The sequence below is a fragment of the Paenibacillus sp. FSL R7-0331 genome, from assembly GCF_000758645.1.
GTDB classification, from domain to species: Bacteria; Bacillota; Bacilli; order Paenibacillales; family Paenibacillaceae; genus Paenibacillus_AQ; species Paenibacillus_AQ camerounensis.
Window position 1 is genome coordinate 1,403,844 of record NZ_CP009284.1, and the last position, 26,450, is coordinate 1,430,293.

The 26,450-nt window shown below is 52.3% G+C and carries 28 protein-coding genes; 15 read left to right on the forward strand and 13 right to left on the reverse strand.

The window, feature by feature from the left end; translation table 11 throughout:
- The first annotated feature begins 221 nt into the window (after positions 1–221).
- The gene (locus tag R70331_RS06045; protein ID WP_042173736.1) at positions 222–569 is read left to right on the forward strand and encodes a VOC family protein; all 348 of its coding nucleotides are present in this window, start codon (positions 222–224) and stop codon (positions 567–569) included.
- Between the two features lie 34 nt (positions 570–603).
- Here the strand turns inward: R70331_RS06045 and dhaS are convergent, their stop codons facing one another.
- The 5 genes from dhaS to R70331_RS32280 form a co-directional block, all read right to left on the reverse strand.
- Entirely contained in the window at positions 604–1,173 is a 570-nt protein-coding gene (gene dhaS / locus R70331_RS06050; RefSeq protein WP_042173737.1) for a dihydroxyacetone kinase transcriptional activator DhaS, read from the reverse strand.
- Between the two features lie 77 nt (positions 1,174–1,250).
- A complete protein-coding gene (locus tag R70331_RS06055) occupies positions 1,251–1,646 on the reverse strand; it encodes a hypothetical protein (RefSeq protein WP_042173739.1) in 396 nt (131 codons plus the stop codon).
- Between the two features lie 25 nt (positions 1,647–1,671).
- Positions 1,672–2,187 carry a hypothetical protein gene (locus tag R70331_RS06060; protein ID WP_042173741.1) on the reverse strand — a complete coding sequence of 172 codons (516 nt, stop codon included), beginning with the start codon at positions 2,185–2,187 and terminating at the stop codon, positions 1,672–1,674.
- Between the two features lie 638 nt (positions 2,188–2,825).
- Complete coding sequence (locus R70331_RS06065; RefSeq protein WP_042173743.1) at positions 2,826–3,863, reverse strand: RluA family pseudouridine synthase; 1,038 nt, start codon at positions 3,861–3,863, stop codon at positions 2,826–2,828.
- Between the two features lie 115 nt (positions 3,864–3,978).
- Positions 3,979–4,113 (reverse strand): hypothetical protein, encoded by a 135-nt coding sequence (locus tag R70331_RS32280; RefSeq protein ID WP_269322282.1) that lies wholly within the window; start codon positions 4,111–4,113, stop codon positions 3,979–3,981.
- 289 nt (positions 4,114–4,402) lie between these two features.
- Between R70331_RS32280 and recQ the strand changes: the two genes are divergently transcribed.
- Genes recQ through R70331_RS06085 form a run of 4 tightly spaced genes read left to right on the forward strand, consistent with a single transcriptional unit; the run spans position 4,403 to position 9,340 of the window.
- Positions 4,403–6,238, forward strand: coding sequence for a DNA helicase RecQ (gene recQ, locus R70331_RS06070; RefSeq protein ID WP_042173744.1), 1,836 nt, complete (start codon positions 4,403–4,405; stop codon positions 6,236–6,238).
- 15 nt (positions 6,239–6,253) lie between these two features.
- The gene (locus R70331_RS06075; protein ID WP_042173746.1) at positions 6,254–8,140 is read left to right on the forward strand and encodes a B12-binding domain-containing radical SAM protein; all 1,887 of its coding nucleotides are present in this window, start codon (positions 6,254–6,256) and stop codon (positions 8,138–8,140) included.
- A gap of 36 nt (positions 8,141–8,176) precedes the next feature.
- Positions 8,177–8,677 carry a GNAT family N-acetyltransferase gene (locus R70331_RS06080; protein WP_231576413.1) on the forward strand — a complete coding sequence of 167 codons (501 nt, stop codon included), beginning with the start codon at positions 8,177–8,179 and terminating at the stop codon, positions 8,675–8,677.
- An 18-nt stretch (positions 8,678–8,695) separates the two neighbouring features.
- A complete protein-coding gene (locus R70331_RS06085; RefSeq protein ID WP_231576414.1) occupies positions 8,696–9,340 on the forward strand; it encodes a nucleotidyltransferase family protein in 645 nt (214 codons plus the stop codon).
- 640 nt (positions 9,341–9,980) lie between these two features.
- Here R70331_RS06085 and R70331_RS06090 read toward each other — a convergent pair.
- The 5 genes from R70331_RS06090 to R70331_RS06110 form a co-directional block, all read right to left on the reverse strand.
- Positions 9,981–10,943, reverse strand: coding sequence for an alpha/beta fold hydrolase (locus R70331_RS06090; RefSeq protein WP_042173748.1), 963 nt, complete (start codon positions 10,941–10,943; stop codon positions 9,981–9,983).
- 105 nt (positions 10,944–11,048) lie between these two features.
- Positions 11,049–12,017: a type I phosphomannose isomerase catalytic subunit gene (locus tag R70331_RS06095; RefSeq protein WP_042173750.1), complete on the reverse strand. Its 969-nt coding sequence runs from the start codon at positions 12,015–12,017 to the stop codon at positions 11,049–11,051.
- A gap of 37 nt (positions 12,018–12,054) precedes the next feature.
- A complete protein-coding gene (locus R70331_RS06100) occupies positions 12,055–12,447 on the reverse strand; it encodes a VOC family protein (RefSeq protein WP_042173753.1) in 393 nt (130 codons plus the stop codon).
- Positions 12,437–13,054, reverse strand: a complete 618-nt coding sequence (locus tag R70331_RS06105; protein ID WP_042173755.1) for a tRNA 5-(aminomethyl)-2-thiouridylate-methyltransferase MnmM — start codon at positions 13,052–13,054, stop codon at positions 12,437–12,439. The genes R70331_RS06100 and R70331_RS06105 overlap by 11 nt, the downstream gene beginning before the upstream one ends.
- Positions 13,054–13,977: a tRNA modification radical SAM protein MnmL/YtqA gene (locus R70331_RS06110; protein ID WP_042182244.1), complete on the reverse strand. Its 924-nt coding sequence runs from the start codon at positions 13,975–13,977 to the stop codon at positions 13,054–13,056. The genes R70331_RS06105 and R70331_RS06110 overlap by 1 nt, the downstream gene beginning before the upstream one ends.
- A gap of 481 nt (positions 13,978–14,458) precedes the next feature.
- On the opposite strand from R70331_RS06110, the gene R70331_RS06115 reads away from it, so the two are divergent.
- A complete protein-coding gene (locus R70331_RS06115; RefSeq protein WP_039870595.1) occupies positions 14,459–14,641 on the forward strand; it encodes a hypothetical protein in 183 nt (60 codons plus the stop codon).
- Between the two features lie 196 nt (positions 14,642–14,837).
- A complete protein-coding gene (gene trmB / locus R70331_RS06120) occupies positions 14,838–15,554 on the forward strand; it encodes a tRNA (guanosine(46)-N7)-methyltransferase TrmB (RefSeq protein WP_042173757.1) in 717 nt (238 codons plus the stop codon).
- Positions 15,555–15,644: 90 nt separating this feature from the next.
- On the opposite strand, the gene R70331_RS06125 is transcribed toward trmB, so the two are convergent.
- Complete coding sequence (locus tag R70331_RS06125) at positions 15,645–16,760, reverse strand: UDP-N-acetylglucosamine--LPS N-acetylglucosamine transferase (protein WP_042173761.1); 1,116 nt, start codon at positions 16,758–16,760, stop codon at positions 15,645–15,647.
- Between the two features lie 58 nt (positions 16,761–16,818).
- The gene (locus R70331_RS06130; protein WP_042173763.1) at positions 16,819–17,346 is read right to left on the reverse strand and encodes a phosphatase PAP2 family protein; all 528 of its coding nucleotides are present in this window, start codon (positions 17,344–17,346) and stop codon (positions 16,819–16,821) included.
- Positions 17,347–17,754: 408 nt separating this feature from the next.
- On the opposite strand from R70331_RS06130, the gene R70331_RS06135 reads away from it, so the two are divergent.
- From R70331_RS06135 to rplT, 4 genes are all read left to right on the forward strand, one after another.
- Positions 17,755–18,993: a glycosyltransferase family 2 protein gene (locus tag R70331_RS06135; protein ID WP_042173765.1), complete on the forward strand. Its 1,239-nt coding sequence runs from the start codon at positions 17,755–17,757 to the stop codon at positions 18,991–18,993.
- 303 nt (positions 18,994–19,296) lie between these two features.
- Positions 19,297–19,794 (forward strand): translation initiation factor IF-3, encoded by a 498-nt coding sequence (gene infC, locus R70331_RS06140; RefSeq protein WP_039870606.1) that lies wholly within the window; start codon positions 19,297–19,299, stop codon positions 19,792–19,794.
- Between the two features lie 57 nt (positions 19,795–19,851).
- Positions 19,852–20,052 (forward strand): 50S ribosomal protein L35, encoded by a 201-nt coding sequence (gene rpmI, locus R70331_RS06145; RefSeq protein ID WP_019912828.1) that lies wholly within the window; start codon positions 19,852–19,854, stop codon positions 20,050–20,052.
- Between the two features lie 32 nt (positions 20,053–20,084).
- On the forward strand, positions 20,085–20,444 hold the full coding sequence (gene rplT, locus R70331_RS06150) for a 50S ribosomal protein L20 (RefSeq protein WP_036649386.1): 360 nt from the start codon (positions 20,085–20,087) through the stop codon (positions 20,442–20,444).
- Positions 20,445–20,524: 80 nt separating this feature from the next.
- Here the strand turns inward: rplT and R70331_RS06155 are convergent, their stop codons facing one another.
- Positions 20,525–21,067 (reverse strand): acyl-CoA thioesterase, encoded by a 543-nt coding sequence (locus R70331_RS06155; protein ID WP_042173767.1) that lies wholly within the window; start codon positions 21,065–21,067, stop codon positions 20,525–20,527.
- A 308-nt stretch (positions 21,068–21,375) separates the two neighbouring features.
- On the opposite strand from R70331_RS06155, the gene R70331_RS06160 reads away from it, so the two are divergent.
- The 4 genes from R70331_RS06160 (at position 21,376) to R70331_RS06175 (ending at position 26,190) form a co-directional block, all read left to right on the forward strand.
- Positions 21,376–22,455, forward strand: coding sequence for a BMP family lipoprotein (locus tag R70331_RS06160; protein ID WP_042173769.1), 1,080 nt, complete (start codon positions 21,376–21,378; stop codon positions 22,453–22,455).
- 173 nt (positions 22,456–22,628) lie between these two features.
- Positions 22,629–24,167: an ABC transporter ATP-binding protein gene (locus tag R70331_RS06165; RefSeq protein ID WP_042173771.1), complete on the forward strand. Its 1,539-nt coding sequence runs from the start codon at positions 22,629–22,631 to the stop codon at positions 24,165–24,167.
- Complete coding sequence (locus tag R70331_RS06170) at positions 24,160–25,233, forward strand: ABC transporter permease (RefSeq protein WP_042173773.1); 1,074 nt, start codon at positions 24,160–24,162, stop codon at positions 25,231–25,233. Before R70331_RS06165 ends, R70331_RS06170 begins: the two co-directional genes overlap by 8 nt.
- Positions 25,234–26,190, forward strand: coding sequence for an ABC transporter permease (locus R70331_RS06175; protein ID WP_042173775.1), 957 nt, complete (start codon positions 25,234–25,236; stop codon positions 26,188–26,190).
- The last annotated feature ends 260 nt before the right edge of the window (positions 26,191–26,450 follow it).

Here is a 26,450-nt window from a genome sequence, read left to right on the forward strand (position 1 = left end):
ATAGGGTTGTTTGATGTGCTGTTCACTTGCTGCACCTAATGTAATCCAAGAGCGGAGCAGAGGGTATAATCAAAACCGCCGGAGTGTCAAGATTTTGGTCATTTGGAATAAAGTGTCTAGTTATTTGACAACAATACCGGAAAAGGAACATTAAAATATTCCCCGAATAGTTAAGTGAGCCGTATAGGCGCAAATTTGCTGACAGACTGGAGCTGGATACAATGATCAAGGGGTTTGGCGGAATATTCTGGAGAACAGGCAACCTGGAGGCAACAAAAAAATGGTACAGTGGAGTACTGCAGCTGGACATCGGCGGGTGGAACGGAACGGTGATCAGACCACAGGCGGGAAATGAGACGGCCTTTTCCTTTTTTACCGGGGATGACGGGTATTTTCCGTTGGGGCAGCAGGTGATGCTGAACTTTGAAGTAGACAGTCTGAACGAAATGATGGGGCATCTTGAACACCTCGGTGTCCCCCTTGCAAGGGAACGGCAGACCGGTGAATACGGGACATTTATCTGGATAGAGGACCCTGACGGCTGGCTGGTTGAGCTGTGGGAGAAATAACGGGTATATACAAAAAAAGCTGCGTACCGGGAGGTCACGTCAGCTTTTTCTCGTATTTATGCAGCGCTTTGGTGAAATTGCCCTCAATCATCACGCTGAGCTGTTCAATCATATGCTTCGGCTGCTCCTTCATGCCGCTGCGCATCCATTGAATAATAAGTCCTGTGAAGGCCAGTGTGTAAAAATTGGCGATAAACGCCTTGTCCTCATCGCTGACGTCCATCCCGGCTGACAGCTCCTGAAGCACGCCCATAACAAGATCGCTGGTTACCTCATACAGGTAGGTATCCAGATGAGTTCTGCCGAGGGAATCCAGTGTATTACAGCAGAAGGCCTTGTTATTTTCAATATAGCAAAAGATTCTGTAGAAGCCGTCCGTCCATGTGCTGTAGCTGCGGTACCGGGCAATGCCCTCAACTGCCTCTGTCCGGTAAATCCAGCCGAGCAGCTCAAAAATATCCTGGAAATGATAATAAAAGGTCTGGCGGTTCAAGCCGCAGTCCTCCACAAGATGCCTGACAGTGATTTTGTTCAGCGGAGTGTGCTCCATCAGCTGCTTGAGGGAATTGGCCAGTGCTTTTTTGGTCAGAAAGGAAGTAGACATAAGGGTCACCTCATCTTGAAATCCTTTGAAATAGAAGCATGTGTAACTGCCGGGTACGTTACGTTCTAAAGCCTGCGTCAGCCCTGACGCCTGTGCTTAACCAGGAAATAGATTCCTTCTGCCGCCAGTCCCAGAGCGAAACCGCCCATTGTGAACAAGACGAAAGTAAGAAAGCCCGCCAGATCCTCCCAGCCTGACATATCCCTGTACGAGTAGCTGAACATCAGAACAAGTCCGGTAATCAGACCCGCCGTGGACAGGCACCAGACCAGCCGCCCGCCGAGCCAGCCGAGCAGATTGAACAGGCCGGACACCACCAGTGCAAGCAGTCCGAACCGCAGGGCGATCATCATGTCAAAAGGCTCAGCAAGCACAACAAAGCGGTACAGAAGCAGCACTGCCCAGAACAGGAGGCCGTAGACGGCCATCCAGCGGAACCAGATGTTGTTTTTGGCGGTTGGCAGAAATCTCATAGCCGGTTCACCCCGTGTAGTCAGATTAAATACTCTCCAGCTCTTCCGCACTCTGCAGCAGATGGGTCAGCAGGCTCGGGATATCCTCCATCTGCTCCTCGGTGATCTGCCGCTTGAACGTAAGCTGTATACAGTTGTTGTAAGTCTGTTCCTCTTGACCATAGCGGAAGCTTAGAGACTGCTCAGGCTTCAGCTCAGGCCCCCAGATACCAGTCAGAACGCGTTCAATTGCCGGGCATTCTAGCGCTGTGTCGGTAACTTCCATATAAAAGCGGAGCAGCAGGCTGCAGCCGGGATCACTGTCCGGCGTTTCCATGATTTCATCGCTGAGCTCCTTCACAGAGGAGCGGAGGACGACCTCGGAGGTCACCTTCATTCCGTCCGTCAGCTTAAAGGCAAGCGTGAATTCCCTGGACATTACGGCCAGATTGAGCAGGTCGGTGCGGCCTGAGATCGTGAGGATACCGTCGAGATTATCGTAGTCGTACAGCTGGTTTTCAAAGGCAATCTTGATGTTGTCAAAAACAGTAGGGTGGAACAAGAAAGCACCTTCTTACCTTTTTTTCTTTTTATTGTATCATGACGCAAAAGAGAGCGGAAATGTTCCGGTGTCGGGCTCTCTTTGGAATGTCTGCAATGCGGAAATGAAGTGATGAGCGCGGGCAGGCTGTGCTGGGCGGGTTAGGTTACGAGTAAAGGGGTGTTCGGGCGGTATTACTGCCCGAGCACCCCCTTTTTGCAGTTGGTGCGCTTCATGTGAGGCGGTTGGCTGGGTCCCAGTTTGCTGGCTTTGGCCTGATTAGCGAAGTGATGCCCAGATTAACCGGTTATCTCAGATTGCACACCCGCATAGCTGCACTTTCTACACTTATTTCGACGTATTATCGGGATAATGAGGGAATAACTGCAGTTTGTGCAGCTATATTCGCCAATTTAGTGATATTTACGGGAAAAACGTAAAAATAACTGCACAAAGCGCAGTTATTCTTTAAAATAAGCAAACATCAGGCAAGATAGCTGCACAAAGTGCAACTATCTGCTTTGTTACTCGGGAGACGGCTCAGATTCCGGTCAATTCATACTCAGCCTTCGGTCAAACCATGCTCAGCCTCGGCCAAATCATAATCTGCTTTCAGCTCATTTATTCTCTGCCCCGCCATCTGCCAGCCGTATTCTTCCTTAATTCGCCGGTGCCGGCGCGGTGTACTTCAGGAAAGTCTTTGGAATCGGGCTCTCGAAGGTCAGCAGATCACCGGTTGTCGGGTGAACGAAGGAGAGCACACGGGCATGCAGGCCAAGCCGGCCCACTGCCTTGGTTTCGGCACCGTATTTTTTGTCTCCGGCGATCGGGTGGCCGATGTCGGCCATATGGACACGGATCTGGTTTTTGCGTCCGGTCTCCAGCCGCACTTCAAGCAGGGAGAAGTGGCGGTTCGCCTGGATTAGCTTATAGTGGGTTACAGCATGCAGACCGTCGCCCTCATGCGGACTGGAGTACATTTTGAGTGTGGAGGTTTCCTTCAACCAGGAGCTGATTGTGCCTTCGGCTTTTTTGACGGCTCCTTCCACAAGCGCCACGTAAGAACGTTCCTTGACGGTGTCCTTCCAGTTGATCTGCAGCTTCTGCTGCACGGCCTCGCTTTTGGCGAACATCATTACTCCGGAGGTGTCACGGTCCAGCCGGTGTACTACAAAGATACGGTTACGCGGATTGCCGAGGCGCACATGCTCCATCAGCTGGCGGTATGCGGTTTGTTCATTCTCATCGCCGGTGGCAATCGACAGCAGTCCGGCATCCTTCTGGATGACAATCAGATCATCATCCTCATGGACGATGGTCAGTCCGGCCATTTCCTTGGCCTGGACCTGCTTTTCAAGATCGAGGGCTACGGTCTGACCCGGCTGCAGCAGATAGTTATGCTTTGTAACGGCCTTGCCGTTCACGGATACCTGCCCGCGGGACAGCAGCGATTTAACAGAATTGCGCCCGCGCCCGCTGAGCTTGTCCAGCAGGAACGGCAGGAGCTCAGCCGGCTCGGATACGGTATAGCTTTTGACCTGAGGCGCAGCCTTTGCTCCGGCTGCCGGACCAGGCTTGTTGCCCGGTTTATTGGAACGGGTTCTTGCACCCGGTTTTGGCTGTGACTGTGCCTGGGAGGAGGCACCTGGTTTGGCATTCCGTCTGGATGCTACCTTGGGATTTCTTCTTGTGTTCATGGCCACATTCTCCGTCCTGTAATAGAGTACTCTTCAATATACCACGGGTGCTGAAGAAATACTATGGAGCCGCCGCGAAAGCCAAGCCTTGCAACCGGCACCGCCGCGCCCCGGGTTACAGATGAATCAGCAGTCCGGCGAGAATGAACCCGGCTGCATCTGTACAGGACCAGCCCGTAACAGCCGCATATTTAGAATCGCGGGCCCAGCCGCTTGCCCGGCAGATATTCCGGTCAACGGCCAGCAGCACCCGAGGGTCCGTTCCTTTGGAATGACCGTTTAGAAGATCACTATAAAGCTTTGCTTGCAGTAGCTGTTTTTATGTAAGACGGGCACAGGAGCCTGTTAATGGAGGGTTCCTTCTGGCTGGGCAAGGCGGGCATAAGGCACTGAATAAAGAACAGGCAGCAGTGCGGAGCAGGTCTTAAATTGTCCTTTCTGCGGTTGCTCAATGCCCCGTTGCCCGGTAAACTAAAGAGAGGATAAAAAGCAGAATTAATAACGGAGATTCTCAGAAACTTTTAGGAGTTATGATCGCGATGAATATGCAAGCACCTACAATGGAACAGGCGCAGGCTGAACTGCAGAAATATTACGGCTATCCCGATTTCCGGGAAGGCCAGAAAAGAATCGTACAGCATCTGCTCGAAGGCGGCGATACGCTGGGTATCATGCCGACCGGCGGAGGCAAATCGATCTGTTATCAGGTTCCGGCGCTCTTGATGCCGGGGCTTACCCTTGTTATCTCGCCGCTGATCTCACTGATGAAGGATCAGGTGGATGCCTTGACTACGGCCGGCATTTCGGCCGCTTATATTAACAGCACCCTGAGCGGAAAGGAAGTGAATGAGCGGATCCGCGCCGCACGCCGGGGTGAGCTGAAGCTGCTCTACGTGGCGCCGGAGCGGCTGGAGCTGGACTGGTTCCGCCTGGAGATGGCGGGCCTTTCGATCTCCTGTGTGGCTGTGGACGAAGCGCACTGCGTGTCGCAGTGGGGGCATGACTTCCGCACAAGCTATCTGGCGGTAGCACCGTTTGTCGAGGAGCTTCCGCAGCGGCCGATTCTCGCCGCTTTTACGGCGACGGCTACACCGGAGGTTATGGAGGACATGGTCCGGCTGCTGCGTCTGCGCCAGCCGGGTGTGTTCATGACCGGGCTCGGGCGGGACAATCTGGCGATGTCGGTACTGCGCGGTGAGAACAAACGCGAATTTGTGCTCGACTATGCCGCGAGCCATTCACACCAGCCGGGTATTGTGTATGCTGCGACCCGTAAAGAGGTGGATGATCTTCACCAGCGTCTGCAGGCTTCGGGAATTGCTGCAGGCCGCTATCATGCCGGAATGAGCGACCAGGAGCGGGCGGACAGCCAGGAAGGCTTCCTCTATGATGACATCCGGGTTATGGTTGCGACCAATGCGTTCGGGATGGGGATCGACAAATCCAACGTGCGCTATGTTATTCACTACAACATGCCGAAGAATATGGAGGCTTATGTCCAGGAGGCCGGGCGCGCCGGCCGGGACGGGGAGCCGAGTGAGTGTATCCTGCTGTTCAGCGCGCAGGATATTATGACCCAGAAATTCCTGATCGAGCAGAACCCGCAGGACGCTGAGCGCAAGGCCAATGAATACCGCAAGCTGCAGCAGATGATTGATTACTGCTATACGACCCGCTGCCTGCGCAGCGCGCAGCTTGCCTATTTCGGCGAAGATGATGAGGACAACCTGTGCGGAATCTGCAGCAACTGCACGGATGAACGCGAACTGGTCGATATGACCGTGGACGCGCAGAAGATTTTCTCCTGCATCCACCGGATGCGGGAGCGCTTCGGGGTGGCGCTGGTGGCGTCGGTGCTGAAGGGCTCCCGCAACCAGAAGGTGCTGCAGTACGGCTTCGAGCAGCTGCCGACGCATGGTGCAATGTCGAGCCGCACAGAGAAGGAAATTACCGAGAGCATCAATGTAATGATCTCAGAGGGGTATCTGGCCCTTTCGGAGGGCCAGTATCCGGTAGTGCGGCTGCAGCCGGCGGCAGCCGAGGTGCTGCGCGGCCAGCGCCAGGTGCAGCAGCGGGTGGCGCGGCCGCTGGTTACCGGCGGAGCGGGCTCCGGGCGGAGCCGCAGCCGGGGCTACGATCATTCACCGTCCGCAGTCAACGAGACGGTGTTCGAGCAGCTGCGCCTGATCCGCCGCGATCTGGCGGGTCGCGAGCATGTGCCGTCCTATATTATTTTCAATGATGCGACCCTGCGTGAGATGAGTGTGGTTTGTCCGCAGACGGAAGCGGAGATGCTGAGAGTGAAGGGCGTCGGAGAAGTGAAGTACCGGAAATACGGCAAGCCGTTCCTGGAGTTTTTTCAAAATGATATGTAAAGAAGGTAATAAGGCATGAGAATCGTCCTGGCCACATTAAACGCCAAGTACATCCACACCTCGCTGGCTATCCGCCTCCTCAAGGCGTACAGTGAGCATGAATTTCCGGATATTGTGCTGGCGGAATATACCATCAAAGATCCTGCGATGAATATCGTGTCAGACTTATTCCAGAAGAAGCCCGACGTGATCGGCTTTTCCTGTTATATATGGAACATCGAGGAGACAATCAAGCTGGTCGGTATCCTTAAGCAAGTGCTGCCGGAAGTTAAGATTATCCTGGGCGGGCCGGAAGTATCCTATGAGCCGCTCTACTGGATGAAGCGGGAGGCCGGCGTTGATTTTGTCGTTAACGGTGACGGGGAGGAGACCTTCCACCATCTGCTGCAGGAGCTGCGGGATGAGCGCAAATTCCATTTTGTCTATGGAGCAGCCTACCGTAAGGGCGAAGAGCTGATCGTCAACCCTCCGCGTCCCAAAAGCGATCTCAACACGCTGCCGACGCCGCACCGGTTCGCCGATGATCTGCCGGATCTCAGCAAGCGGATCGTTTATTTTGAGACCAGCCGGGGGTGTCCGTTCAACTGCCAGTTCTGCTTATCGAGTATTGAGGTCGGTGTACGCTATTACGATATTGAGCGGGTGAAGTCGGATCTGCTCTATCTGATCAATAACGGCGCGAAGGTCATTAAATTCCTGGACCGAACGTTCAACATCAACCGCAGCTATGCGATGGAAATGTTCCAGTTCCTGATCGACAACCATCAGGGCTGTGTATTCCAGTTCGAGATTACAGCGGATATTATGCGGCCGGAGGTGCTGGATTTTCTGTCCGAGAATGCGCCGCCGGGCATCTTCCGCTTTGAAATCGGCGTGCAGTCGACCAATGATGAGACGAATGAGCTGGTCAAGCGCCGCCAGAATTTCACCAAGCTGTCCCGTACCGTGATGAAGATCAAAGCCAGCGGCAACATCGACCAGCATCTGGATCTGATTGCCGGACTGCCGCAGGAGGATTACGCGACCTTCCGCAAGACCTTCAACGACGTGTTCGTGATGGAGCCGGAGGAGCTGCAGCTGGGCTTTCTCAAAATGCTGCGCGGCACCGGGCTGCGCTCCCAGGCAGCCAAATACGATTACACTTACATGGAGCATGCGCCATACGAAATTCTTAGCTCCCACGTCATGTCCTTCTCCGATATTATCTCGCTGAAGCGGCTGGAGGATGTGCTGGAGAAATACTGGAACAGCCACCGGCTGGATCACACGGTCAAGTATCTGATCCGCCATGTTTTTGAGTCACCGTTTGATTTCTTCCAGGAGTTCGGCGATTACTGGGAGGAGCGGGGCTGGCAGAAGATCGGCCATCAGCTGGAGGATCTGTTCACCCGGCTGCATGCGTTCCTGACGGACAGGGATACCCCACAGGTGGAGATTATTACAGGACTGATGAAGCTGGATTACTTCCTGGGGCACAAATACAAGCCGCGCAAAATCTGGTGGGAGAACGCGCTGGAGAAGCCGGAGTGGGCACGCCACATGAAAGAAATCGCCGCTCATCCGGAGCGTGTCTCCGCAGCACTTGCGGAAGCTGGCTACAGCGAGCGTGAGCTGCAGAAATTCCTGGTGCTCGAGGTGCTGCCGTTCCGGCTTGCGCCTGTGCTGAATTCGATCAGCGGGCTGCGGGCGGATACTGTACAGGAGCAGGGAGCCCTGCTTGTTGCCGGAGGAGAAGACGCAGGCAATACAGCAGGTGCTGATGCAGAGCAGAAGGCGGAATATGCGTCATCCGCAGCAGTAGCGGTAGCTGCGCCGCAGACAGAAGGCAGTACCCTGCTGATTGTGCTGTATCAGCAGGATGAAAGCCAGCGTGCGCAGTATTATGCTTTGCCTTTGAGTTAGTGTAGTTGAACGGCATGCTTATAGGGAGGTACAGAGGTGACTGACGGGCTGCGGATTTCACTGCAATTGTATGAAGACAAATTCCATGAGCAGCTGCTGGCCTTTCAGCTTCCCCCGGAGCAGGCGGAATTTACCGCTCTGCCGGCAGAGAGCTTATCGGAGGCGCTGCGCGCTCCCGATAAGCTGGCTGTCGTAATCGCCGAGGCTGAGCTGGCTGCCGGATTTTTTATTCTCCATACCGGCGGGCGGATTGCTGAATTTTACAGCAATTACTCAGAGGCAGTGCTGGTACGGGCTTTTTTGGTGGATTCTGCCTGCCAGGGCCGGGGGATTGCCAAAGCTGCTATGGCTTTGCTGCCGGCTTTTGTCTGTAACCATCTCCCGCAAGTTCGCGAAATTGTGCTCACTGTCAATGAACGGAATCTTGCTGCGCTAGCGCTCTATCTGCATTCCGGATTCTGTGATCACGGGCTGCGCCGTACGGGCGGTAAGGGTCCGCAGAGAATTCTGCAATATGCGCTGAATAACGGCGCTTAGGCGGCTGTTGTTCAGCGCATGGAGAGTACAACCTTTGCCGGCGCGGCGGAAATGGATTATGAGGAGCGGGAACTTGTGAAGAAAGAGCATCTGTATCTGGAGCGGCTGACCGGAATATTCTCGGAGAGCCCGCTGCTGACGGAAGTTTTCCGCAGGGCACAATTTTTTGAGCCGTTACCTTATTACGTTGGAGCGGGCTGCCTTGTCCAGACCGTATGGAATCAGCTGACCGGACGCCCGGCTGAGTATGGGATCAGCGATATTGATCTGGTTTACTTTGACCCGGCTGATCTAAGCTTTGAGGCAGAGAGTGAACAGGTAGCTGAGGGGCGGGGGCATTATAAGGGGATTACCGTTCCGCTGGATATTAAGAATCAGGCCCGCGTCCATCTGTGGTATGAGGACAAATTCGGAATCAAGCTTCAGCCATACTCCAGCCTGGAAGCAGCCATAGACAGCTGGCCGACATCAGTAACCTCACTTGGAGCCAGGCTTGAGCCGTCCGGAGAATGGAAAATCTACGCACCCTTCGGTCTGGAGGATTTATTCAGCCTGGCAGTAAGGCCGAATAAAAGACTGATCAGTGAAGCCGTTTACCGCAGCAAGGCAGAGAAATGGCAAGCGAAATGGCCGGAGCTGCAGATTATCCCTTGGGAAGGCTAAGGGGCTAATAGTACATTTTCTTATACGTTCGTCCGTCACACATGTCCAGCCCTGCAAAAAGCGCTCTTGTTCTATAACAAGAGGGCTTTTTTGTACTGTCCTTTTCTGCAGGCATAGCGGGTTCAAGCTCATAGAGCAGACCATCTCTCGGAACACACCTTGACGCCGCGTGTCTGCATAATTCGGCTCCTCGCGCCTACGCTTCCTGGCCACCGTGTGTCTGCATACCTCGGCATCCTCGCTCCTACGAATCTGCTGCTTCACGCCTACACACCCCGATGCGCCCCGTGCTGCCACCTCTAACGGACCAGGGAGCCCTTATTTGTCCGGCATAGGGGATGGAGAATTGTAACGGACTGAGGGGACTTTATGACAGGTGAAAATCCACAATCCGGAGCTAATCAGCATAGATAAGAGCATCTGAGTCCGTTAGAACCTGAAGTGTCTCAAAATTAGCAAATAACGTTATCTGGGTCCGTTACAGGTTAGGGTGCTGGGTTTTGGCATGTGTAGTTTGCTGGAGAGAGCAGTGTGGACCACACTAACAGCGCTAGCAGCATTATACACTGCAAGAAGCCGTTCCTTCAGCCAAACAGCGGCACAGGAACGGCTTCTTATGGTTATATCACTTATATGGCGCTCAGTTCGCAGCGGGCTGCAGCAGAAGGGACTCTGCCGGAAGATGGCGGACCAGCCAATCGAGGATATCGGCGGTGACCTCCTCGTGATTCACCTCATTCAGCATTTCATGACGTCCCTCCGGATACAGGCGGTATTCCACATCAGTGAGGCCCTGTTTCTGGTATATTGAGGCCAGGCGCAGCACGCCCTGGCCGTTCATGCCTACCGGATCCTTGGCACCGGAGAACAGATAGACCGGCTTATCCTTGCAAAGGCTCTGCAATGTCTCCCGGCAATGGATATCCCGCAGCAGCCGGAAGAAATCGCGGAAGAAGCGGGTCGTGCAGATCGCTCCGCAGAACGGATCGGCGATGTAGCGGTCGACCTCCTGCGGGTCACTGCTCAGCCAGTCAAAGGCTGTGCGGATAGGAGAGAACGAGCGGTTGTAGGCGCCGAATACGATACCGTTCAGCAGCACGCTGCGGTGGCGTTCGCCTTGAAGCCTTAGCTGCAGCGCCGCCAGCGATTCCCCGGCCCGCAGCATATTGCGGGGACCGTTGCTGCCGCTTAATATATAACCGGCATAGATATCACTGCCCTCCTCGCACATTAGCTTCTGGCCGAGAAAGGAGCCCATGCTGTGAGCCAGCAGGAAGACCGGCAAGCCTTCATGCCGGGAGCGTGCGATATTCGCAAGCTGCACCAGATCGCGCCGCATCCAGTAGAAGCCGTTGTCACCGGTGTCACCAAGCAGGTTGACCTTTCCGGCGGTTTTGCCGTGACCGCGGTGGTCATTAGCGTAGACGGCATATCCGGCAGCAGTCAATGCTGAGGCAAAACGTGCATAACGGGCAGCTGTCTCACACATGCCGTGGGCGATCTGCACAACACCTCTGACCGGAGCCTCCGGTTCAGGCAGCCATACATAGACATGAATGTTTACGCCTAAGGGATCGGTCATCGTAAAGCTGTTTTCCCTCATTGCATGCCCTCCTGAAAGGTTTGTAAGCGACTCTACTGTGAGATTACTCCGTACAAAACTGCTTCGAAAGCATAAGCCTGGTTTCCTCGCTCCTACAGCGTGTTCCTATGGCAAATAAGAGCGCAGCACAGTGGAATGTCCTTCAATACCATATGCGCCAAGCGTAGACGGCAGCAGGTAGCATTCGCCTGCGGCATACGGCTGGGAGCCGCCCTCCCAGGTCAGATGGCCGCTGCCTTCGCAGATGACCAGAATAGTGAAGCTGTCCGGGGTTGTAGAAAGATTCCATTCCCCGTTGACAATTCCTTTTTCGACGATGAAATAAGGGGAGGAGGCGATTTGCAGCCATTCGCCGGCAACAGCGCTGTCTGTCTTCATGGAAGTGGCGCCGGCGCCTTTATAGGCGGTAACGTTCAGTGAGTCCTCAACATGCAGCTCGCGCGGCTTGCCGTCAAGGCCCGGGCGGTCATAGTCGTATATGCGGTATGTAGTATCTGAATTCTGCTGAATCTCCGCTACAACGACTCCGGCGCAAAGGGCATGCACAGTTCCGGCCGGAATGTAGAAGGCATCGCCTGCGGCAACGGTTATTTCCTGCATAGTCTCCATCACCGTGCCGTTCTCCAGGGCAGCCTGCAGGCTTTCGCGGGTAACGTTTTCCTTCAGGCCATAGATGATTTTGGCACCGGGCTTAGCATCGAGTACATACCACATTTCTGTTTTGCCCAGTTCGCCCTTCGGCAATCCCTTATAATCATCTGTCGGGTGTACCTGTACAGACAGATTGTCATTGCAGTCAAGCAGCTTGATCAGCAGCGGGAAACGGGTACCTTCTCCGGTAATGCCCTTGCTGCCGAACCAATCCCGGCCGAATTGCTCACGGATCTGATCCAGGCCTTGTCCGGCCAGCTCACCGTTAATAACCGAGGATACGCCGTTCGGATGGTCAGCGATCATCCAGCCTTCTCCGATATGGCCTTCCGGCAGATCTAAACCAAACTTCTCCAGGGCACGGCCGCCCCACACGCGTTCTTTGAGCTCTGGCTGAAACTTAAGCGGATATGGTTTTGTCATTTCAGTATCTTCCTCTCCAATTGGGTTTAAGCTGTTTTTATTTGCTGCGCGTTGATTGGAAAAACTCCAGCTTTTCACCGTCCGGCCCGTCAAAAAAGAAATAACGGCTGCCGTTTGCAAGCTTGCTGATATCCGTCAGCCCGGGAAGCTGCAGCGCGGCAATCCGGCTGTGTTCAGCCTCGATTCCGGTGACGGTGAAAGCGACGTGGCTGACCTTTCCTTCATCGGGCAGCCCGGTCCATACGCGTTCGATCAGCTCAATCTCTACGCTGGTCTGTCCGGGGAAGCTCAGGAAGGCGAGGCGCAGGCTGTCGCCCGGTTCACCGATAGTGTCCTGCAGGGTAAGGCCGATTACTTGCTGATAGAAGGCGAGGGACTGCTCAAGCTGTGCCACCTTAATGCCGATGTGCTCGATCTTGCTAACTGCCATCCTGGGATTCAGCTCCTTTTTTCTTCTCAACTGCAATAACGTAAGGGGCGCTGCCCCGCTGCAGCTGGCGGTAAATAATGCTCTGCGCAAGCCGCTGCGGCAAGCCTGCAGCCCAAGCTTCCACGGCGGCGGCTTCACGGTCGCCGCCGTCGTGGCCGGGGTAGAGCACGGCTGTAATAATGCCGCCCGGACGCAGCAGCGTCAGGGCGGCATCCAGCGCAGCCAGCGTGCTCCCGGTCTCGGTGATGATGGTCTTGTCGGCATTGCCTGACGGCAGATAGCCGAGGTTGAACATCACCGCCGAGACCCTGCCGTGCCACTGCGGCGGCACGGCCTCAACCATTGCTGCATGGCTGCGCGCAAGCAGGGTTACGGGAGCAAGCGCAGCAGGCGCTTCCTCCCGGGCCAGCCGCAGGCGCTCTTCCGCAAGCTCCAGCGCCGCAGGCTGGATGTCAAACCCGTACACCCCGCCGCGTGCGCCCGCGCACTTGGCGAGAAACAGCGTATCCGCACCGGTTCCCACGGTGGCGTCAATGGTGAGTCCGCCGGAAGCCAGGCGCTCCGCGGTTACCTTATGGGCAAAGCTGAGAACGGACAGGAAGCCCATCAGGCCTTCCTCCAGTACTTACCCTGCCAGCTGCCGCGTGCAACGAGCTCGGCATCAATTGCATTCAGCACTTCCCATTTCTTCAGGCTCCAGAGCGGCCCGATCAGGGCTTCCCGCGGCGCATCCCCCGTAAGGCGGTGGACAATCATCTCAGGCGGAAGGAGCTCCAGAGAGTCAACGATCAGCTTGACGTATTCGTCCTGCTCCATGAATCGCAGCAGGCCGGCTTCGTACTGCTTGACCATCGGGGTCTTGCGCATGAGATGCAGCAGGTGAATCTTGATGCCCTGCACATCCATGGCGGCCACAGCCGATACAGTCTCCAGCATCATTTCATGGGTCTCCTGCGGCAGGCCGTGAATGATATGGGTGCAGACCCGGATGCCGTGGGCGCGCAGCTTGGCGACAGCATCAATATAGCACTGGGAATCATGGGCACGGTTGATCAGGTCCGAGGTGGAGTTATGGATCGTCTGCAGGCCCATTTCAATCCACAGGTAGGTCCGCTGGTTAAGCTCCGCCAGATATTCAATAACATCATCCGGCAGGCAGTCCGGCCGTGTGGCTATGGATAGGCCGACCACGCCCGGCTGCTGCAGAATGATCTCATAATATTCCCTTAACTCCTCTACCGGGGCGTAAGTATTGGTGTAGGCCTGGAAATAGCCGATATACTTGGCGTTCGGCCATTTCAGATGCTGGCGGTCACGCACCTTGTTGAACTGGGTGACAAGATCGTCGCGGCGGCTGCCGGCGAAATCACCGGAGCCTCTGGCGCTGCAGAAGGTGCAGCCCCCCTTGGCGATTGAGCCGTCACGGTTCGGACAGGTAAAGCCGGCGTCGAGCATGACCTTGAACACCTTCGTATCCATAGTTTCGCGCATTTCGTAGTTCCAGGTATGGAACCGTTTATCTCCCCACATCAGCGGAGAGGAGGTCTGTAAAAGACTCACGGTGAAGCTCCTTTCCTAAATATAAGAACGTTTATTTTGAGAGCCTGGCATCAGCAGCCGGGCCGGCATAATCCTTATATTTGTATCGAACAGGCATACGGTCTGTTTAAAGAAGTGCAGCCATTTCTTTAAATATCAGATAGTGTAAGTCTAAGGATTTACACAGTTCTGATATTTCTCGCAGAAACGGTTGCCGCCTTCCCTGAAGGACGGCGAAGCCATTTCTACTTGCTAACTCGTCTATTGTAACAAAATTCAGCGTCAAGCGTAATATTGGCACCCGGAAAAAAGGTGAAAAATAGGCAGGGAAAACCCGCTATTTTCCTTGTAAATGCTTACACCATATGTTATATTTAAATTGTAAAAAACGTTTGCAGCAACTTAAAAACTCTATCTCTGAATTCATACTTTCGTGTCGTCCCGCCCATACTAAACCTAAGAGGTGATCACGATGAATTCTCAAACGGCTTATGCCGAAGGTAAAGGTTCGATTGATGTACAGCTGACTCCCGATGAGGCCCTGGCGCTTACCGGCGTTGAATTTAACGGAAATCATAAGATTAAGACCGAAGCACAGCGCAAGATCAGAAACGCTTTTGAAAAGAAATTTGATTTTGATTCGCCGGCAAGGTAGACTATGAACTGTTGAAAAATGGACCCCAATTCCAAATACAACAAAAAAGGAATTCTCCAGCGGCCGCTTCCTGCCCTCCGGAGAATTCCTTTTTGCTATTTTTAGAGTAAATCCCTTTACTTTTGCGGACAAGTTCGGCACAATGTTTCAAGTAGCAGTAAAGAGCAGTGTATAAGAGAACAAGCGGAGGAATACTATGCGTTTACGCGGAAGAAAAGGAATACGTGAAAGCCTGGAGGAACAGACAGACCTGGTGGTTCTCGATCCACGGAGCCTTAAGGGGCGCTGGTCAGAGGTGTTCGGCAATAATAACCCGATCCATGTTGAATTCGGAATGGGCAAAGGGCAGTTTATCAGCCAGATGAGCTTTAAATATCCCGGTATTAATTTTATCGGCGTTGATATGTACGATGAGCTGATCCGCCGTGCGGCGGAGAAGGCAAGACTGGTATGGGAGCCGGCAGGACATGAGACCCCGCCCAACCTGAAGGTGGCATTGGCGAATATCGACTATGCGGAGGAAGTGTTTGCACCGGGGGAGCTGGAGCGCATCTACCTCAACTTCAGTGATCCGTGGCCTAAAAGCAAGCATGCCCGCCGCCGTCTGACCCATCCGCGCTTCCTCGACAAATACCGCGGACTGCTTAGCCCGCTGGGTGAAATTCACCTGAAGACGGATTCGCGCAGCCTGTTTGAATTCTCGCTGAATGCCTTTGCCGATTTCGGTCTGCAGATGAAGAATATTTCATTGGATCTGCATACAGAGGGGATTATTAACGAAGAGCATGTAATGACAGAATATGAGACTAAATTTTATAACCGCGGTGTAAATATTCACCGCTGCGAGGCGATTGTCGGAGCAGAGGCCCTGGCGCGCTATCAGGCTGGCCGCCTGGACAAATACCGGCTGTAGCAGGTGTCTGCGGCAGCGAAGATAAAAACGGCAGTCACGGGAATTCCCGTGACTGCCGTTTTTATAATATTCCCCTTGTTCTTGTCTAACTCAATCCAGCATATCAATAATGCTCTGGGCGCTTTGCAGCGGGTGGAATCTGGCTATATCCTCCAGATGGCTCTTCCGCTTAGCCTGTACATCATCATAGTGGTAGAGCAGCCGCTCCATCCATTTGTCAACTACTTCAAGAGAGGAAATCGGCTCCCCGAGGCCGGCTGAGGTGAAATAACGGACATTCTCCTCTTCCTGTCCAGGCAACGGGTTATGAAAAAGCATTGGAATGCCCTTGGCCAGGCCTTCGCTGCAGGTCATTCCGCCGGGCTTCGTCACAAGCAGGTCCGAGACCTCCATCAGCCTGTCAATGTTACGGGTGAAGCCGAGCAGTGAAATGTTCGGATGCCGGTATGCAGGGTCAGCCTTCATTTCCTCCAGCAGCTTCTCGTTTCTGCCGAGGCAAAAGACAACCTGTACTTTATCCCGCCAGCCGGCCAGTGCCTCGTTGACCACCTGGTCGTTCATCATGCCCCAGCCGCCGCCCATGACCAGCACAGTCGGCAGATCCTGCAGGCTGAATTGCTCAAGAATCTCCTGCCGGCCGGGATGCTCCCAAAAGCTCGGATGAACCGGCATGCCGGTCACCCGGATTTTTGCGGCAGGAACGCCGCACCGGTGCAGCTTCGATTTCACCTCGGGGGTGGAGACAAAATACCGGTCTACCTCCGGGCTGATCCAGCTGGCATGGGCATCGTAATCGGTGATGACTGTAACCAGAGGAGCCTTGAAGCCGGGATCCAGACGTTTAAGCCGTGATATTACGGCACCCGGAATGAAATGGGTGCAGACAATAATATCAGGCTTTAGCTGCCGCACAATATTTTGTGTATGCGTATAAAATAAGCGGTGCAGGGCAAGCGTGGTAAGACGGTTAAATGATTTCTGGTGACGGTAGACATACCCCATCAGCCTTGGCTGGGAGGTTACCGTCTTGCGGTAGGCTGAGACAATCAGCGGAGCCATTTTGGGATTAAGAAAGTTTCCCAGCTCCAGCACCTTGGTTTGAATATTAGGCGACAAGCTGCGCAGGCTGCTGGACAAAGCGTAGGCTGCCTGCGTATGTCCTGCGCCGAAACCTTCCGACAGCAATAATACTCTTTTTTTGCGCAATGTTTGATTCACCTGTTCCCTAAATGGTTTTCCCGGGTCCTTGCTTGCTGCCGGGGCTTCAGATCCACAGGGCAATCGTGCCTGCTGCAACGCCGCTGCCGATTACTGCGCCAGCCATCACATCCGACGGATAATGGAGCCCCAGATAAATCCGCGAGAAGCCGACAATGCACGCCAGCGGCAGCAGAACAACGGTAAGGGCAGGATAAGCTGCCATATAGGGAACCGTAGAGGCGAAGATAGCTGTAGTATGGCCTGATGGAAAAGAGTGATCCTTTAGCGGATTGTGGAACGTATTGGTTCCCGGAAGCGCAAGATACGGCCGCATGCGCGGGTACAGCTTTTTGGCGACGGCTACAGGCAGATGGCTGACCGCCAGCGCCGTGAGAGCCTGAAGGCCTGTTGTTCTTAGCGGCTGGGGAGCAAAGGCCCAGATTAACACATTAATGCCGATAGCGCTTGTAGCGCCGCCGAGATGGGTAAGATAGAAGAGCCAGAAGTTCAGAAAAGGGTTATGCAGGCGGCCGTTAATCCATTTGAATAGACGGCGCTCCCAGAGATGTAGTTTCATGAATAAATGTCTCATATCTTGTCCCTCCGATAGTCCGGCTGAGGTTAGCTGGCGCTGTTGCCGCCAGTCCAAATTAATACCCCAAAGCTGTCTTTATCATACGTTTTATAGGTAGTCCATTTCAAGGAAAAGCTCTGGTTAAGCGCGGAATTTGTCAGTTTTGACTTAAGAACCCTGACACCGTACAATGATTCAAGCGGACCGGACGCGTTTAAAAGGTAACAGAGAAAATGAGGAAACCGTTACAGCGGGAATCCCTATACCATCTTTTAAACGGGATACAAATAAATGAACGCCAGGCCGCGGATAAGGGAACTTGCTTAACTATTGTAAGGGATGCAACAAAAGGGTCAGTAACATCGTTTAACCTGCCAGAGACAAATAAAATTGGCAGACTAATGAAAAAGGGGGCATCAAAAGATCATGGCAGACGCACTGTTTGTTACGCTCCAAGTGATCTTGGCGGCAATTGCAGTCTATCAGTTCACGTTTTCGTTATTCGGACTGCACCGTAAAAAGAAAAAGGAGCAGTTTGCACCGGAAAAGTCATTTGCAGTTCTGGTTGCAGCGCACAATGAGGAAGAGGTTGTGGGCGCACTGATGGAAAACCTGAAGCAGCTTAATTATCCCCAGGATCTGTACGATGTATTTGTCATTTGCGACAACTGCACGGACGGGACGGCCAAGATCGTAAGGGAGCATGGCATGAACGCCTGTGTCCGCACCAACAATAACCTGCGGGGTAAGGGCTATGCCATTGAATGGATGCTGAAGGAGCTGTGGGCTATGCCGCGCCAATATGATGCTGTAGTCATGTTTGACGCTGACAATCTGGCCCATACGGAATTCCTGATGGAGATGAACAATGATCTTTGTTCCGGCGCCAAAGTCATCCAGGGTTATATTGATACGAAGAACCCTGAGGATTCCTGGATCACGGCCGCATACGGGGTATCGTATTGGTACATCAACCGCCTGTGGCAGCTGTCGCGGCACAATCTGCAGATGGCTAACTTTCTGGGCGGAACCGGCATGTGCTTCGAGACTGCATTGCTTAAGGAAATGGGCTGGGGCGCTACCAGCCTGGTAGAGGATCTGGAATTTACCATGCGCAGCGCCTCAAAGGGCGTCTATCCGAAATTCAATTATGACGCCAAAGTATTCGATGAGAAGCCGCTTACCTTTAAGGCTTCCTCCAGACAGCGTTTGCGCTGGATGCAGGGTCACTTTACGGTAGCCCGCCGTTATTTCTTCCCGCTGCTGTGGCAGAGTATTAAGGAACGCAGCCTGACGAAGTTTGACCTGGCGCTGTACGGGGCTAATGTCTACATCGTTCTGCTTACGTTTCTGATGACCGCAGTGATGTGGATTGACACCTCGCTGTTTGACGGCCCGAACATTGCGAACATTTACGGACATCTGCCGATTTGGCTGAGCTACATTGCCATTGGTGCCAATATCCTGACGTTCCTTTTGGCAATGGCACTGGAAAAGGTGAAGTACAAGAAGGTATATCTGTACCTGCTGGTCTTCCCGATTTACCTGCTGTCCTGGTACCCGATCACGTTCTATGCATTCTTCACACAGAACAACAAGCAGTGGAGTCACACGAAGCATACGCGGGTTGTACGGCTCGAGGAAGTACAGAGCAAGCAGGTTTAATATCAATGCAAGGCTGCATCCAGCCGGTTTCAATTTCTGATTTTATAAGTGTTGACAAAGCTTTGTGCATTGGTGTATAGTATTCAAGTATGCAAAACATAGGGATTGCAAGCAGAAGCACCGGCTTCTCACCTGACTGGCAATATGTCAGCTGGTTTTGATCTCAATGCTTTATGAATGTTAGAATTCATGAACGTTGATCAAACACGGGGTGTCGGGAGTTACCGGCACCCCTTTTTTATGGAGAACCGCAACAAATTGTTCAAATAGATCCGGAGGTGGAGCGTTATCAGTAAGGAACATATGATCAATGATGAAATTCGGGCCAGAGAGGTCCGGTTGGTTGGAGCGGAAGGTGAGCAAATCGGAATTACGCCGATCCGCGAGGCGTTGCAGATGGCGATTGATCTGAATTTGGATTTAGTCAACGTAGCTCCGCAGGCGAAACCGCCGGTATGCCGCATCATGGATTACGGCAAGTTCCGTTATGAAACACAGAAGAAAGAAAAGGAAGCACGTAAGAATCAGAAGATCGTTGATCTTAAGGAAGTCTGGTTCCGTGCTAACATTGAAGAACATGATTATCAAACCAAGTTCCGCAATGTGATCAAATTCCTGGGTGAAGGCGATAAAGTGAAGTGCTCCGTTCGTTTCCGCGGACGTGAGATCACACACGCGAACATCGGCCAGAAGATCCTGGAACGCGTTAAGAATGAAGTGGTTGATATAGCTGTTGTGGAGCGCCAGCCTAAGCTGGAAGGCCGCAGCATGATTATGATTCTGGCTCCTAAGCCTCAATAATTCTGGAGTCACTTGCACAGCAATTTGGCGCCGCATAATATTCAAGGAGGAAACACCATGCCTAAAATGAAAACACATAGCAGCCTGAAAGGCCGCTTCAAGATCACCGGATCCGGTAAAGTTCTGCGCTACAAAGCTCACAAGAACCACTTGCTGTCCCACAAGTCCAAACGTGCTAAGCGCGTATTGAACGGTAATCCTGTTATGGCCCCTGGGGATGTAAGACGTTTGAAACAAGGACTTGCTAACTTGAAATAGTTTGATCACACATTTTTGGGAGGTTTATTATTATGGCAAGAGTTAAAGGCGGCTTTGTAGTTCGTCGTAGACATAAAAAGGTATTGAAGCTGGCAAAAGGTTATTTCGGTTCCAAGCACCGCATTTTCAAAACAGCTAAAGAGCAAGTAATGAAATCGATGGTTTACGCATACCGTGACCGTCGTCAGACTAAGCGTAACTTCCGCAGACTGTGGATCGTTCGTATCAATGCTGCAGCCCGTTTGAACGGTCTTTCCTACAGCAAGCTTGTATACGGCCTGAAACTGGCTGGCGTAGAAGTGAACCGCAAAATGCTGGCTGACCTGGCTGTAAACGACCTGAACGCATTCAACTCTCTGGCTGTTGTAGCTAAAGAGAAGATCAACGCGTAAGTGTTATAAATAACCGAAAAGCACCGCCTGCGGGGGAACCCCGTGTGACGGTGCTTTTTTGTGCGGCTAAGGATCGGTAACTATTCCCAGTACTTGGTGGTGCTGAGCTGTGCGGCAAGCTTTTTACTGCTGGCGCGTCTGATTTTACGCAGCTCGGAGCGTTCATCGGCTGATTCGCTGATCAGCTTCTCTTCATCGGTCTCCGGAATAACGGCTGGAACCGGTGCAGGGGTACCGTCCTCCTCAATAGCTACAAAGGTAAGGAACGAAGTGGCAGCGACGGCACGTTCGCCGGTGTAAAGGTTCTCGGAGATCACTTTGACAAAAACCTCGATGCTGGTACGGCCTGTCCAGGAGACGAAGGACTCGAAGCAGACAGAATCGGAAGGACGGATCGGCCTCAGGAAGTCTACGGAGTCTGTAGAGGCTGTGACAACATTTTTACGGCAATGGCGCATAGCTGAAATTGAAGCAACTTCATCTATGATGCTCATCAGCTTGCCGCCGAACAGTGTCTTATGGTTGTTTACGTCATTGGGAAATACCCGTCCTGTCTTAAACACGCGCGATTCGCGGCTGTACTTGAAGGGCGGAACGGTTTGGGAATGGGTTTGCTCTTCCATGGTTTGAATAACTCCCTTTTCTTACAATATGTAAGCATTCATGATAATAGAAAACCGTTTGGCGTGCAATAATATTATAGACAACTTACAGCGGAAAGATGACTCATGAGGTTTTCTGACGCATTGTGATGGATAATCTAACGCAATGTGTCACAGTAAGCGTTTTCTTGTGGGAAAATGCAAATAATTATTGACCCGAGGTCATTTATGGACTGGATTTTAGCTTTTTTTGCAGGTATAATTTGAGCTAATGGTATGTCCAAGCAGAAGACAGAAGACATCCAATTTTTTAAGGGGGATCACAATCGATGAAAAAGTTTTTGAAAACGTCGCTCGTTATGTTGACCGCTTGCACAGCTATCCTGGCAGGATGCGGAAACAATAACGCTAACTCAGGAAATGCAGCCAACGGTGAAACCGGCGGTAACGCTGGAACAGCTACTAATGCACCTGCAGCGACTGACGCTCCTAAATCCGATGTGAAGATCGGTCTGGTTACTGACGTAGGCGGAGTAAACGACAAATCGTTTAACCAATCCGCTTGGGAAGCACTTGAAGCCCTTAAGACAGAAGCAGGCGTTGAAATTAAATATCTGCAAAGTAACTCCAATGCTGACTACGAACCGAACCTTAACCAGTTCGTTAAAGGCGGCTACAACCTGACTTGGGGTATCGGTTTTGACCTTGGTGATGCACTTCTGAAGGTTGCTAAAGAGAACCCGGATGCTAACCTGGCAATCATCGACAGCGTAGTTGACGCTCCTAACGTTGAATCCGTAACATTCGCTGAGAATGAAGGCTCCTTCCTGGTTGGTGTGGTTGCAGGTCTGACTACAAAAACTAACAAAGTAGGTTTCATCGGCGGTATGGAAAGCCCGGTTATCAAACGTTTTGAAGTTGGTTTCAAAGCCGGCGTTGAAGCAGTTAACCCTGATGCAACTGTAAACATCACTTATGCAGGTGCATATGACAAGCCTGACACTGGTAAATCCCTGGCTGCTACTCTGTACAATGCCGGTAACGACATTATCTTCCCGGCTGCAGGCGCAACTGGTAACGGTGTGTTCAACGAAGCCAAGTCCCGCAACGATGCAGGCGGCGACAAAGTATGGGTTATCGGTGTAGATAAAGACCAATCCCTGGAGTTTGGTGATGAAGTAACCCTGACTTCCATGATCAAACGTGTTGACGAAGCGGTTAAGAGAGTATCCCAGCAAGTGGTTGACGGAACCTTCAAAGGCGGTACTACAACTGTACTGACTCTGAAAGACAACGGCGTAGGCCTTCCTGAGACTTCCAAGGCTAACGTTTCCGCTGAAATCCTGGCTAAGGTTGAAGAGTACAAACAACAAATCATCGACGGAACTATCGTTGTTCCTGGTGAGTAATACTTGTCTTGATTGTTTTGCGTAACAGCATAGAACAAGGAAACAAGGCCGGTCTTTAAGCTGGCCTTGTTCCCTGTTAAGGTATGATTTGGTTTGACGCAGATAGCCGCCCCGTCCAGGGCGGTTAACCGTGTCTGTAAGGTATTTATATATTCTGTGATGAGGGTGATTCCATGAGTGCTGCGGCTCCTGTCGTAGAGTTGAAGCAAATCACAAAACGCTTTCCCGGTATTGTCGCGAACGACTCCATAAGTCTGACGCTCAAAAAAGGGGAGATTCATGCACTGCTCGGGGAAAACGGGGCAGGCAAGTCAACCTTGATGAATATCGTATTCGGACTATACCAGCCCGATGAAGGCAGCATTGAAATCGACGGGAAACCGGTAATTATCGATAGCCCCAATAAAGCTATTGAGCTTGGCATTGGTATGGTTCACCAGCATTTCAAGCTTGTTGAGCCTTTTACGGTGACTGAGAATATTGTTCTTGGCATGGAACCGAAAAAAGGTCTTAAAATCGACTATAAATCCGCAGCGGAACAGGTTCGTAAGCTGTCCGAGCAGTACGGCCTGCAGGTTGATCCGAATGCCCGGATTCATGATATTTCGGTCGGCATGCAGCAGCGGGTAGAAATTATGAAAACCCTGTACCGCGGAGCGGATATACTTATATTCGACGAGCCTACCGCTGTTTTAACGCCTCAGGAAATAACAGAATTAATGGCGATTATGAAGCGGCTCGTTGCAGAGGGCAAGTCCATCATTCTGATTACTCACAAGCTTAAGGAAATCATGCAGATCTCTGACCGGGTAACCATTATCCGCCGGGGCAAAGTAATTGATACTGTTGAGACTTCCGGCACGAATCCGAATGAGCTTGCTGAGAAAATGGTCGGACGCGGCGTAACATTCAAGGTGGATAAGCAGGTTCCGCATGTCGGGGACAGCGTGCTTAAACTGACAAATGTCAACAGCAAGAGCAAGGACGGGGTTCCTGTCCTGAACGGTCTCAGCTTTGAAGTCAAGGCAGGGGAGATTCTGGGTATTGCAGGTGTCGACGGCAACGGACAAAGTGAACTGATTCAAGCCATTACCGGCCTGCGCAAGATTGATTCAGGCTCCATTAAGGTTTCAGGGCAGGAGATTGCCAACCTGTCGCCGCGCAAGATTTCCGAACTGAACGTATCCCATATTCCGGAGGACCGCCACAAACACGGTCTGGTACTGGATTTTACCGTAAGCGAGAATATGGTACTCGAAACTTATTATATGAGCCCTTATAATCAAGGCGGATTCCTCAAGATGGATGTTATTGACCGCCACGCTGAGGATTTGATCAAGCAGTTTGACGTCCGCACCCCGTCTATTGAGACCAAGGCACGCTCCCTGTCAGGCGGTAACCAGCAGAAAGCGATTATTGCTCGGGAAATAGACAAAAACCCGATTCTGCTGATTGCAGCGCAGCCGACGCGCGGTTTGGATGTTGGGGCGATCGAATTCGTACAGAAGCAGTTGATCGCCCAGCGTGACCAGGGCAAAGCTGTACTTCTGATTTCCTTCGAGCTGGATGAAATTATGAATGTGTCCGACAGGATTGCCGTTATTTATGAAGGTCAAATCGTCGGTGAAGTGTTCCCGCAGGATACGAATGACCAGGAACTGGGTCTGATGATGGCGGGCAGCTTGAAGCGGGGAGGAAACGCGGGTGCATAGATTGAAAAAAATCTTCGCAACAGACAGCTATGTCGTGCCTCTGGTTGCGATTTTACTGGGCTTCCTGGTCGGGGCCGTCGTTATGCTCATTGGCGGATACGATCCTATAGCCGCATACTCTGCATTGTTCAAACGGGTATTCGGCAGTCCCTATGACTTTGGTGAGGCCATCCGTGAGATGACTCCGCTGATGTTCACCGGTCTTGCTGTTGCCTTCGCCTTCCGTTCAGGGATGTTCAACATCGGTGCTGACGGGCAGGTGCTTATTGGTATGACTGCAGCTACTCTGGTGGGAATCAAGCTGGCCGGCCTGCCGATGTTCCTGCTGGTTCCGCTTGCTGTAATTGCTGCCGGACTTGCCGGCGGACTGTGGGCCGGTATTGCCGGATACTTGAAGGCAAAGCGCGGTATTAACGAAGTTATAACTACAATCATGCTGAACTGGATTGCGCTGTATCTGTCGAATTATATTGTGCGGAACTTTCTGCTGCTCAAAGGCCAGAATCGTTCCGAAGATATACCGGCATCGTTGTCCATGACCTTCTTGAACGGGGTATTCGACAATGCCCGTGTTCACTGGGGAACAGCTATTGCGATTTGTGCAGCCATTTTCTTCTATGTTTACTTATGGAAAACCAAACAGGGCTACGAAATGCGTGCTGTAGGCCTCAATCCGAATGCTGCTGAGTATGCCGGGATGAATGTTGGACGTAACGTTGTAAAGGCCATGTTTATCAGCGGCGCATTTGCCGGACTTGCAGGTGCAGGTGAAGTGCTGGGCGTATTCCACTACCAGTCTGTATTCGCTGCATCGCCAGGCTACGGCTTCAACGGTATTGCGGTTGCTTTGCTGGGTCTGACACATCCGCTTGGTGTTATTCTGGCGGCTATACTGTACGGTATGCTCACTTACGGTGCTGCGGGTATGAGCTTCGGGGCGGATGTTCCGCCGGAGCTGATCCGTATCGTAATCGGGTCTATTATATTCTTTATTGCAGCACAAGGAATTGTCCGCTGGGTGCTTAAGCCCTTTTATCTCAAGCGGAAGAAAGAGAAGGTGTCATAAATGGATTTAGTGACGTTAGGACAATTGCTCAATACGACGCTTGTTTTTTCCACGGCGCTCATTTTCGCCGCACTTGGCGGCATCTTCTCTGAACGTTCCGGTGTTGTAAATATCGGTCTTGAAGGCTTGATGATGTTCGGTGCCTTTGCTGCTGCGGTAGGCGGGCATTATGCGCAGGATGCAGGGATGGGAGCCTGGGCTCCATGGGTTGGCGTGCTCTGTGCAATGGCAGTCGGAGTTATCGGCTCGCTGATCCACGCCGTTGCGTCAATTACCTTCAAAGCGGATCAGACCATCAGCGGTACGGTTATCAACTTCCTCGCGGCAGGAAGTACGCTGTACATGGTTAAGCTGTTTTTTGACGGGGCAGGCGAGTCTCCGCTGATTGACGGATTCAAGAAGTTCTCAGTTCCTGTACTGTCCAAAATCCCGGTTATCGGCGAAGGAATATTCAATTCCTATCCGACAACCTATCTGGCGATTATCCTCGTTATCGTCATTTATTTTGTACTCTTTAAGACGCCGTTTGGTCTGCGCCTTCGTGCAGTCGGTGAACATCCGAGTGCGGCGGATACCCTTGGTGTCAATGTAAAACGGATGAGATACATCGGTGTAATGCTGAGCGGTCTGCTGGCAGGGATCGGCGGAGCGACTATCACCTTGACGACTACAGGCACATTTGCGCATAATACGATTTCCGGTCAGGGCTTCATTGCTATTGCCGCTATGATCTTTGGTAAATGGAATCCGCTGGGTGCCTTTGGAGCGGCTGTCTTTTTCGGCTTCTCGCAGGCAATCCGCAATTATGTGCAGCTGTTCGAATGGTCGAAGAGCATTCCGCAGGAATTCATTTTTATGATTCCTTATGTACTGACCATTATCGTATTGGTAGGTGCTGTAGGCCGCTCCTCCGCTCCCAAAGCATTGGGTGAACCGTACGATCCGGGTAAACGATAACTTAACGAGTCTGTGCGTCTGTGCAGCATCAAGAGGTCAAGAGCGCATGTCCAGTTTTGCTGGATATGCGCTTTTTGCTGTTTTCCGGCTGGATTAAGTTGCCCGCATGTCTGCTCGGGGTGCTGCCGGGACAGCTGTACAGGCGAACGGTATCTAATCCGAATAGACTATGGTTGAAGCTCAGCTCACAAAACTAAGCGTATGCTTCCGAAGTAAGTTTTGCACGAAGGAATTCTAAAGAAGCTCAGCTCACAAAACTA